The sequence below is a fragment of the Ruminococcus sp. genome (assembly GCF_045129435.1).
Lineage (GTDB): Bacteria > Bacillota > Clostridia > Oscillospirales > Acutalibacteraceae > Ruminococcoides.
The window spans coordinates 1-9,506 of record NZ_JBGVJL010000061.1 but is presented as its reverse complement, the minus strand read 5'-3'; the positions used below and the strand labels follow the sequence as shown (position 1 = coordinate 9,506).

Sequence of the window (9,506 nt, the reverse complement as noted above, 5' to 3'; positions counted from 1 at the left end):
ACCTAACGCAAGGTTTTGATAGCCAAACAGCCTGCTGTTTGGCGGCTTAAACACAACAGCGAAAGCCTTATAATTGCGATAGCAACACAAAAAGCCATTCTTCTTTATTATTTATTAATGAAGTATTTGTTTTAAAAGGCTGTCGCCCGTTTTATCAAACTTTGCTTTAACATACAAACAGCGTTGCTGTTTGTGTCTAAAAATTTGCAATAAAAATAACTTTTCTTGGGCGTTGCCCAAACCCACGAGCCTTTAAAAAGGCTCGATCTAAAATTTTTGTTAATTATCCAAAGCTCTCTGCTAAACCATAATTTATCAATATTACCCCAACATTTAAAACAGAACCATAAAGTGAGAATACTCTTATGCCCAACACTTATTATGCTATGGTTGAGTATTTTTTACTTGCAAATTGCCGTTACTTTTTGTTGTAAAACTTTTTTGTCAGCAAACAAAAATTCCCTTTTTAAAAGGCAATGTAAAGGGAATGTATATAATATGCAAATTCTTTAACAGAAAAATTGCGAAAATAGTCCTAAAATTCGTCACACGAAAAATACACAATACTTGAAATCTTGACGGTATAATGATATAATTCAACATAGGTTACTATGTGTCGAAAAAAATTTAGATTTGGAAGTGAGTTTTTAAAGATGAAAAGATTTTTTAAGGACATCAAAAAATTCTTTAACTACACAGTATTTTCTTCAAAGGCGGAGCTGAAATCCGAGGTAGCCGGTTCGTTTCTCAGCTGGTTATGGTGGATTCTCGATCCGTTCTTCTTTATGCTCGTGTATTCATTCATCGCAATTCTTGTATTTAAAAGTGGCGAACCGTATTTCCCGGTATTCGTATTCATCGGTCTTAACTGCTGGCAGTTTTTCAGCAAGGTTGTTAAAAGCTGCGTCAAGGTAGTTCAGTCCAAAAAGATGATTGTAACGAAGGTGTATGTGCCTAAACAGATTTTTATTCTTGAAAAAATCGGCGTTTACGGCTTTAAAATGCTTGTATCGTACGCACTTACGGTTCTTCTTATGATTATCTATCAAGTGCCTTTAAGTTGGCGTATGTTCTGGGCTTTGCCGATTATGGTGCTCCTTGTTGTAATCACATTTGCGTGCAGCACAATTATGCTCCACTTTGGTGTATTCGTAGAGGACCTTCTGAATGTTATCACCATTGTGCTTCAGCTTGGCTTTTACATTTCCGGTATTTTCTATTCTATTGAGAACAAGCTTGACGGTATTTTAGGTCAGCTTTTGATAAAATGTAACCCAATAGCCCTAATTATTTGCGATTTAAGAAGAGTGCTTATTTATAATCAGGATCCACATTGGGTGGCTCTGCTTGCTTGGCTCGTTGTTGGTATTATTATCAGCATTATCGGCGTAAAAACAATTTATAAGCACGAAAACAGCTATGTAAAGGTGATTTAATTATGGGAGAATCAGCAATTTCAGTTAGAAATGTTAAAATTAAATACAGATGTTTCAAAAAGGTTTCGCTTTTAAAGTCTATCTTCTCTCCGAGAAAGAACAAGAAGATTGAGTACTTTGAGGCAGTTAAGGGCGTTTCCTTTGAGGTTGAAAAGGGACAGATTTTAGGTATTGTCGGTAAAAACGGCAGTGGTAAATCAACTCTTTTAAAAGCTATTGCAGGTATTTTTTCACCTGACGAGGGCGAAATTGACTTACACGGTCATTCAATTTCATTGCTTTCAATCGGTGTTGGCTTTCAGAATAAATTAAGCGGCAGGGAGAATATTTTCCTTTCCGGTATGCTTTTAGGCTTTGAAAGACCTCAGATTGAAGAAAAGCTTGACGAAATTATTGAGTTTTCCGAACTTGGCGAGTTTATTGACCGTCCTGTAAAGACCTACTCAAGCGGTATGTACTCAAAGCTTGCTTTTTCAATTACCGCTATTCTCGAAACCGAGATTATGCTCATTGACGAGGTCTTGAGCGTTGGTGATGCTAAGTTTAAAAAGAAGAGCTACGAAAAAATGCGTAGCCTTATTATGAATAAGGACAGAACTGTTGTAATTGTATCTCACAGCTCAGATACTCTCAGAAAGCTTTGTGACAACATTCTTTGGCTTCATGAGGGCGAAGTAAAAATGCAGGGTACAACAGAAGAGGTACTTCCTTTATACGAAGAGTTTATGTCTTAATGGTGGCGGTATGTCGAGATTTTTTGAGAAACTCAAAGATGTAAAGCCGAGGGATATACTCCATATCTTCCTTTTTATATTTGCCTTGCCGATTGCACTTGTTTATAAGCTTTTCAGAAAAGATTTGTGGCTTGTGTGCGACAACGGTGTTGAGGCAACCGACAACGGTTTTTGCTTTTTTGAATATGTCTGCAAGAACCACCCCGAGCAGGACTGCGTTTATGCCGTTTATAAAACAAGTGTTGACTATGAAAATGTGAAAAAAACAGGTAAAACCGTAAAATACGGCAGTTTTGCACATTGGATTTTATACCTTACCGCAAAGGTAAACATAAGCTCGCAAAAGGGCGGCAAGCCAAACTATGCGGTTTGCTATCTTCTTGAGGTTTACGGAATTTTACGCAATAGCCGAGTATTTCTTCAGCATGGAGTAATTCTTACAAACATTGACTTTCTTTATTATAAAAACACAAAGATGAGTATGTTTGTCACCAGTACCTACAGAGAATGGGAGTATGTAAACAATAATTACGGCTACCCTGAGGGTACTGTAAAATTACTCGGACTTCCTCGCTGGGACAAACTGCACGATTTCAAGACTGTACCAAATCAGATTTTAATTATGCCGACTTGGCGAGATTGGATTGGTACAGACGCTCTTTCAAAAAGCATTGAGGACGACAAAAAGGCTTTTTGCGACAGCGATTATTACAAAAACTGGAGTAAAATTATAAACAGCACCCGTCTTGAGGAAATTTGCAAGAAATACGGCTGTACTGTAATGTTTTACCCACACAGAGATATGCAGAGATTTATTGACTGCTTTTCAAAGAGCAATCCGTACCTTACAATCTGCAGATATCCCGAGTACACAGTTCAGGCGCTTATGAAAAGCTCGGCATTTATGATTACTGACTATTCAAGCGTACAGATTGACTTTGCCTATATGAAAAAACCGCTTGCATATTTTCAGTTCGACTATGAAAGATTTTCAGAGCAGCACTACGGTAAAGGCTACTTTGACTACACCGAGGACGGTTTTGGCCCTGTTTACAATGATGAGCAGGGACTTATGGATTATATAGAGCAGATGGCACAGAATAAATTTGCCAACACAGAAAAGTATCTTAACAGACACAAAGAGTTTTTTGACCTGTACGATACAGAAAATTCAAAGAGAAATTACGAGGCTGTCAAAGAGAGATGGCCATGAGGTAAGTATGGAAGATAAGAACATAAAGCCTATTGACTTTGTCATAATCTGGGTTGACGGAAATGACAAAGCCTGGCAGGCAGAAAAAGCTAAATATGATGGAAAAACCGTTACCAATGCGAACAGTGAGGTGCGTTTCCGTGATTGGGATAACCTCCAGTATTGGTTTCGAGGTGTAGAAAAGTTTGCCCCTTGGGTAAATAAAATTCATTTTGTTACATGGGGACATCTGCCCAAGTGGCTTGATACCTCAAATCCTAAGCTTAACATTGTTAATCACAAGGATTACATTCCGTCAAAGTATCTTCCAACCTTTAGTTCACACACAATAGAGCTTAATTTGCACCGCATAGAAGGACTTTCAGAGCAGTTTGTGTATTTTAATGACGATATGTTCATTACTGCACCGACTCAGCCTGAGGACTTTTTTAAGGACGGAAAGCCATGCGATACATTCGCACTCGACTGCATTTGCTTTAATAAAGACAGTGCAGGCTTTTTCAACGGTGCCGATGTTTCAATTATTAACGACCATTTCGACAAGGATAAGGTTTTCAAGCGTGACTGGAAAAAGTGGTATAGCAGAAAAAACGGCTTTAAGAACCACCTTAAAACCACACTTTTGCTGCCGTGGCACTGGTTCCCCGGATTTTACTATCAGCACACTCCGTCAAGCTTTTTAAAATCAACTTTTGAAGAAATTTGGGAAAAGGAATACGAGGCTCTTGATTCAACATGTTCTGATAAATTCAGAAAAACAGGCAATGTAAATCAGTGGCTTATGAAATTTTGGCAGCTTGCGGCAGGTAATTACACAGTCCGTAGGGACAGCTTTGCTTACTGCTACCATGTTAAAGAATATAATTATCCCGACTTGTGCAAGGACATTCCGTCACAAAAGCACAATATGATTTGTATTAACGACACAGCCGAAACTACAGATTTTGAAGTGAAAAAGCAGGGCGTAATTGACGCATTTGAAAAGCTTTTGCCTGAAAAATCATCTTTTGAGCTGTAATTATTTATTTGTTTATTTTGCATTTTGCGGTTTTGATATTTATCAAAGCATAGACCATATACTAAAGGAGTAATTTGATGGGTAGAAATTTTATATGGCTGTTTGGCGAAAATCTTGCCTCAACCTCAAATAATAACTCATATTATTTTTGGAAGCAGGTAGTGCTTCGCAAAGACGGTATTGAAAAGTATCTTGTACTTGAAAAAAATGCCGCCAACAAAGCAACATATGCTTCACTTTCAGAAAGAGAAAAGAGCTTTGTTATCTGGAAGAACACAATCAAGCATTTTAAAATTTACTTGAATGCCGATATGTACTTTGTTTCTTTGAGCTACAAAGACATTACTCCTACTAAGCTTGGCTTTTTCAAGACAGACTTTTTCATTGAAAAGCCGCTTATTTACTTACAACACGGCACACTTGGCATAAAGGCTATAGAGTACAAGGGCTACGGCTATAACAATAATATGTTCCGCTTCTTGTATTACAACAAGAACATCAAGCCAACCCTTATGGACTACAATAAATTCAAGGATTATCAGCTTTATTACGGAATTTATCCGCCACGCTACATTGAGCTTGTAAAGCGTCACAAGGCTTACCATGCACAGCCACAGAACGGAAAGAATATTCTTTGGTTTATGACATGGAGAGAATATCTTGGCGACAACTATATGACCCAGATGCTTATGCACCAGATAAAGGGTGTGCTTTCAAGTCAAAAGCTTGCAGATTACCTTGAAAAGACAAACTCAATCTTTACAGTATGTTTGCATCAGTTCTTTGATGAAGAGAAGATTGAAGAATTTAGAGAGTGTGCAAAAACAGACAGAATTAAATTTATTCATTCGCATAAAACAGATGTGCTTGATGAGCTTGCTAAAAATGATGTTCTCATCACAGACTACTCATCGGTAGGCTTTGACTTTACAGTTTTAAACAAGCCTGTAATTTTGTATCAGCCTGATTTAAAGAATTACCTTGCAAAGCGTAATCTTTACTGCGAGGTTGAGGAGCTTGAGCAGTGCTCTTTCACAAAGGCAAGACAGCTTGTTGACGCTATTGCTGATGAAACCTATACTATTAACCCGTTCTTCAAGTCAAGACTTCCCGAGGAAATTGACTATGACTTTATCGAGAGCGGTGCTCATATTGACAGAATGTACGATGAATTTGCAACAATTCAGAAGAATAAGGTTACATTCTTAGGCTATAATTTCTATGGTGTTGGCGGCACAGTTTTTGCCACCCGTTCACTTGCAGAGGCATTGCTTGAGAAAAATTACCTTGTAGAGCTTTTGTCACTCAAATGTACAGCAAAGCCAAAGGAAATGCCCTACGGTTTGCAGCTTACAGCACTTTACAAGGCAAATTCACGCAGAAAAATTGAGCTTTTAAAGCGTGGCTTTTTCAGATGGAAGGGACTTTACGGTCACTTGGATTGCGATTGCAGCAGGCAGAATCTCTCACCTTACTCAGGTATGGCAATGAGAAAGAAGCTTGAAAAAATCAACAGTAAAACTGTAATTTCCACAAGAGAATCACTTCACCTTTTCTTAAATGACGCTACATCTGAGAAAATAGAGGAGAAGATTTACTTCTTCCATTGCACAGCGGCACTTGTAAATGACCTTTTCCCGGATATTGTAAATAAAATGGAGAAAATCGACATTGGCAAGGCAGTATTTGTAAGTGAAGAAAACCGTCAGCTTTACCTTGATAAATTTAACTTCCACAATTACAAGGACTATATCGTTCTTGGTAATACACTTGAGTCAAGTCGTAGTGTGGCAAGAGAGGACATTGGTGCACAGGAAGAGGATGATAAGAAAAAGCATGTTGAATTGCCAGAGCGTGACTACTTCCTTGGTATGTATCTGCTCAGAATCAGCCACGAGCGTGAGGCAGATATTAATAATCTCATCGGCTTTGCCAAGTATCTTAAAGAGCAGAATGTTGATGATATTGTAATTGATGTTTACGGTACAGGCGATTACCTCAATGAATTCCTTGACAAGATATTTGATAACGAGGTTGAGGACTACATTTGCTATTGCGGTGAAACCTCTAACCCTAAAAATCAGATGAAAACTCACGATGCGGTTGTAGATTTCACACTTAATCATTCGTTCGGTATGCCGTATATTGAGGCTATTCTCAATGGTAAAATGGTTTACTGTACAGAGAACACAGGTTCAAGAGAGGTATTAAACGGCATTGACGGCTGTATTTACACTTCATATGAGGATTTGCTTAATAAGATTCGCAAATTCCCAGAGGTTACAGATGACCAGCTCAGAAGTAATTATGATAAAATCAGTAAGGTATATTCAAGAGAAGTTCTCGGCGAAAAATTCGTTGACTTCCTTGAAAAATAATAGCGTAACTTTTTCGGCAGCACTTAGCGGTGTTGCCGATTGTTTTTGCAAAAATATCTTAGTGACGGTCGGGAATGTGTAGTCTGAAAGTAGTCTTAATTTCTGCTCGGACAAAGAAATTTAGGTCGAGCCTTTTTAAAGGCTCGTGGGTTTGGGCAAAGCCCAAGAAAAGTTGTTTTTATTGCAAATTTTCGGACACAAACAGCAACGCTGTTTGTGTGCTAAAGCAATGTTTGGGAAAACAGGCGACAGCCTTTTAAAAGAAATACTTAATCAGTAAATTATAAAGAAGAGTGATTTTTGTGTTGCTGTCGCAGTTATAAGGCTTTCGCTATTGTGTTCAAGCCACCAAACAGCAAGCTGTTTGGTTATCGGAAATTTGCGTAAGCCGAAAGTATTTGTGGGCTTTGCCCACACCCACAACCTTTGAAAAAGGTTGACCAAATTTTTATTAGTCTGTGCTAATTTAAGCAAAAATTTCCCGACCGTTACAAAGCATAATTTATGTTACTTAAATATCTATAACATAACAAAAAAAGCTTAAAGTGCGGATATAAATTTTTATTAAACTCATTTTCAAGCTATCAGACAACAAAACAGCAAAACAAACGCAATATTATAAAACAAAATTAATTCTGCGTACATAATTCGACATACCATTTTTTGGCAATATGTTATTATAATGTCACAGGGACAAACCCCTGATGCTTAAAAGACACGGGATGGTAAGGTTGAATTTTTTATTTAATAATGATAACAAAATTGCTGAAATACCAATAATAAGAATACGACCTAACAAGGCTCAGCCTCGAAAACAATTTGACGAAGCTTCGCTTACTTCTCTTTCGCAGTCCATAACAGAGAACGGTATTTTGCAGCCGCTTACTGTACGCAGAGCAAGTCAAACTGAATTTGAGCTGATTGCCGGCGAACGCCGTCTTCGTGCATCGGTTATGGCAGGACTCAAAAAGGTTCCCTGCATAATCGTTAAGTGTTCTGACAAAGAGTCTGCGATCTTTGCTCTCCTTGAAAATCTACAGCGAAGCGACCTCGGCGTGTTCGAGGAAGCTCGCGGGATTTCAAGACTTATCAGAAGATTTGGTCTTACTCAGGAGGAAGCCGCCGAAAAGCTTGGCAAAACTCAGTCAACTATTGCTAACAAGCTAAGACTTTTGCGACTTACATATGAAGAACAGGAGCTTATAATTTCTGCCGGTCTTACGGAACGCCATGCCAGGGCTATGCTCCGTATTGAGGACGAGGCAAAAAGGCGAGAGGTTCTCAGCAAGGTTATTGCTCTTAATCTAAACACTCAGCAAACCGATGCTCTTGTAAGCGAAGTTTTGAATGACTGCCCTAAGCATATCAAAAGTATGGGAAACAGCAAAGCGGTGATAAAAGATGTGCGAATTTTTGTAAACACCATCAACAAAGCAGTAGATACAATGCGACTTGCAGGTATTGACGCCAAGGCAGTCAAAAGTGAAAACAGCAACTATATCGAATACACAATTAAAATTCCCAAAAAGCCCGCAAGCGACAACAAATCTGCTTAAACTTACTAACAAGAGGGTGCGAAAGCATCCGTTCCACTCATACCCATTTCCTTATCTAAACCCCTTGCAAACAGCCGTACAGTTTATACTGTGCGGTTGTTTGCGTTTATCCCTTTGACATTATTATGTTCAGGTGCTAAAATAAAACTATATTAATATGAAAAGGGATGTTTTTATGTCTAAGGGAGATATCGCAAAGCAGAATTTTATGAACGGCTACAACTGTTCACAGGCGGTTTTGCTTGCTTTTTGTGAGGACTTCGGTCTTGAAAAGGAAACTGCACTCAAAATTTCAGAGCCTTTCGGCGGTGGAATGGGCAGAATGAGAGAGGTTTGCGGTACTGTTACCGGTATGTTTATGGTGCTCGGCCTTGCTATGGGCAACGATAACGCAAAGGATACCGGCAATAAGAAAGATGTGTACAAGTCTGTTCAAGAACTTGCAGAAAAGTTCAAAGAGGATAACGGTTCTATAATTTGCCGTGAGCTTTTGGGCTTTCAGAAAAACAATAAGGAAAGCTATGTGCCGTCTGAGCGTACAAACGAGTACTACAAAAAGCGTCCTTGTCCTGAGCTTTGTAAGTATGCAGCAGATATCCTTGAGGAGTACCTTAAAGAGAAAAATTTAATTTGATAAATATTTATATTGAATTACTAATTGTCAACCAAATGCAAATTGTAGGTTGACAATTAGCTTTTTTAGAGGTATAATATTGTCAACTTAGTAAACTAAATAGGTTGACAATAAGGAGAAGAAAAATGTTAGAGGTAAAATCAAAATCAACATCAAAGAGCAAGACTGCCTTGCTTGACTTAGTATTTATCGCACTTTTTGCTGCCGTTATGACAGTATGTGCACAGATTCAGATTCCGTTCGGAGAGGTTCCTTTCACACTCCAGACTCTTGGTGTGTTTATTGCAGCATCATTACTCGGCTGGAAAAGAGGTACATTAAGTGTAATTGTTTATGTACTTTTAGGTCTTGTAGGCGTTCCGGTATTTGCAGGCTTTAGCGGCGGTATTGGTGTACTTTTCGGACCGACAGGTGGATATATTATCGGCTTTATTTTTACAGCGTTAATTGTCGGTTTTATGACTGAAAAACTTGGCAAAAAGCTTTGGGTAGAAATTGTGGCAATGATAGCAGGTCTTGCAGTTTGCTATGCGTTCG

At 38.4% G+C, this 9,506-nt stretch carries 8 protein-coding genes; all 8 read left to right on the top strand.

The window, feature by feature from the left end; translation table 11 throughout:
* The first annotated feature begins 653 nt into the window (after positions 1 to 653).
* Positions 654 to 1,436: an ABC transporter permease gene (locus ACJMMI_RS03075; RefSeq protein WP_405353429.1), complete on the top strand. Its 783-nt coding sequence runs from the start codon at positions 654 to 656 to the stop codon at positions 1,434 to 1,436.
* 2 nt (positions 1,437 to 1,438) lie between these two features.
* Positions 1,439 to 2,170 carry an ABC transporter ATP-binding protein gene (locus tag ACJMMI_RS03070; protein ID WP_405353427.1) on the top strand — a complete coding sequence of 244 codons (732 nt, stop codon included), beginning with the start codon at positions 1,439 to 1,441 and terminating at the stop codon, positions 2,168 to 2,170.
* Between the two features lie 10 nt (positions 2,171 to 2,180).
* On the top strand, positions 2,181 to 3,383 hold the full coding sequence (locus tag ACJMMI_RS03065; RefSeq protein ID WP_405353424.1) for a CDP-glycerol glycerophosphotransferase family protein: 1,203 nt from the start codon (positions 2,181 to 2,183) through the stop codon (positions 3,381 to 3,383).
* A gap of 7 nt (positions 3,384 to 3,390) precedes the next feature.
* Positions 3,391 to 4,401 carry a Stealth CR1 domain-containing protein gene (locus tag ACJMMI_RS03060; RefSeq protein WP_405353421.1) on the top strand — a complete coding sequence of 337 codons (1,011 nt, stop codon included), beginning with the start codon at positions 3,391 to 3,393 and terminating at the stop codon, positions 4,399 to 4,401.
* A 77-nt stretch (positions 4,402 to 4,478) separates the two neighbouring features.
* Positions 4,479 to 6,779: a CDP-glycerol glycerophosphotransferase family protein gene (locus tag ACJMMI_RS03055; RefSeq protein WP_405353419.1), complete on the top strand. Its 2,301-nt coding sequence runs from the start codon at positions 4,479 to 4,481 to the stop codon at positions 6,777 to 6,779.
* Between the two features lie 731 nt (positions 6,780 to 7,510).
* Entirely contained in the window at positions 7,511 to 8,335 is an 825-nt protein-coding gene (locus tag ACJMMI_RS03050) for a ParB/RepB/Spo0J family partition protein (protein WP_405353418.1), read from the top strand.
* Positions 8,336 to 8,510: 175 nt separating this feature from the next.
* Positions 8,511 to 8,969 carry a C-GCAxxG-C-C family protein gene (locus tag ACJMMI_RS03045; protein ID WP_405353416.1) on the top strand — a complete coding sequence of 153 codons (459 nt, stop codon included), beginning with the start codon at positions 8,511 to 8,513 and terminating at the stop codon, positions 8,967 to 8,969.
* A gap of 125 nt (positions 8,970 to 9,094) precedes the next feature.
* A partial coding sequence (locus ACJMMI_RS03040; protein WP_405353413.1) for a biotin transporter BioY occupies positions 9,095 to 9,506 on the top strand: 412 nt, incomplete at its 3' end.